A 1,473-nucleotide genomic window follows, 5' to 3' on the forward strand; every position below is an offset into this window, starting at 1 on the left:
CTCCTCCGGTGCCGCTTCTGACCTGCCCGTTCTCGTTGTAGCGCTTGGTGCGCAGCCAGATGTTCTCCCACGCCCGCCTGGAGTAGACCCGGCGGACGTCGTTGTTGTCCCGGCCGGCCGGGTCGGCGGCGATCACGTCGCCGTCCTCGGTGAAGCCGACAACCGTCATCAGATGGCCGGCGGTGCCGTAGCCGGCGCCGTCGAGTTCCTTCGCCAGGAAGGACTGCGAGGTGATGAGCGGGATACCGGCCGCGACCAGCCGTTCCGCCTGCTCCAGGGATGCCAGGCGCGTCACCACGCCCTGCATGTCCTGGTAGGTGGCGGCGTACGCGGTGTTGAAGGGCCAGTTCCCGCAGCCGCCGTACTGGTGGTCGTAGGTGTGGCGGGCGGCGTGGCAGACCTGCGGGTCGTCGTACTCCGGCCGCACCCACGCGAGGTCCTCGGGGGTGGGACGTCGGCCCCAGTACTCGGTGATCATCTGGGTGGAGGTGGGGCTGCACCAGGCCTCTCCGCCGTTGTCGTACTCGGGGTAGCGGCCGACGTGCACGTTCTGCGAGTAGTGCGGCACCCGGATCTCCACACCGGTGGCCGGTCCCGGCGGGCCGGCCGGCACCTCGAAGCGGTCCGGCACGGCGGACGCCGTCGCGGCCAGACGCCACAACACCGGGACCGCGTCGCTGCCCGGTGCCCGCAGCAGGACGGCACGGAGTTGGACCGAGCCGATGCGCGCCTCCGCGGTGCCGTCGTCGAGCGTGACGGTGTCCGTCCAGACGCTGGTGACGCCGTCCTTCTGCCCGTCGACGGAGGTGCGTCGCGGCACGTCGGGACCGTCTGTGGAGGTCCACACGCCGAGCACGTACCAGGGGCTGCGGCCGCCGGTGGTGTAGCCGACGCGGACCTCGACACGCAGCCAGGTGCCGGGCGGCGTGTGCGCGTTCCACGACGGCAGCACCTCGGTCGCCGGATGCGGCAGCGCCCGCACCGGGCCGGTCCACCGGGCGTACTCCCAGGCGGTGGTGGTCGTGCCGCCGTGCGGGTCCTCGTACTCGACGGTGCCCTGGGGCGTGCGCAGGCACACGCCGGCGCGGCGGCCCGGCGCCAGGGCGACGCCCTCGGCGAGGCCGGCACGCCAGTCGCGGCGGCTGGTCCAGGTGTGGCGGGAGAGGGTGTCGGGCTCGGCGCCCGGCGTGGTGGGCCCGTCGGTGGTCCGGCCCCGGACGGGCACGGCCAGCGCCGGCGAGGCCGGGGACCCCGGGGACAGGGCAAAGGCCAGGCCCACGGCGGCGGTGGCGGCGAGGACGGTGCGGCGGGAGGCGGGAGTGCTGCTGCTCATACGTTCCCCCAGTCGGTTGCTGGTTCGGTGCGCGCGGCGTCGGTGCCCACGGGTTCGGGGCACACGGCGTCGGTGCGCGGGGGTGGTCGGGGTGGGCACGCGGCTTCCACTATCGCGGGAGGTGGGGCGGTGGACCAGTG

1 protein-coding gene is annotated in these 1,473 nt (G+C 74.1%); it reads right to left on the reverse strand.

The features are described from left to right. The coding region (locus GL263_RS26425; protein ID WP_182858259.1) for a C39 family peptidase at positions 1-1,333 on the reverse strand (1,333 nt) is incomplete at its 3' end. Positions 1,334-1,473 lie beyond the last annotated feature (140 nt).

Source organism: Streptomyces durbertensis, from assembly GCF_014156695.1.
GTDB lineage: Bacteria > Actinomycetota > Actinomycetes > Streptomycetales > Streptomycetaceae > Streptomyces > Streptomyces durbertensis.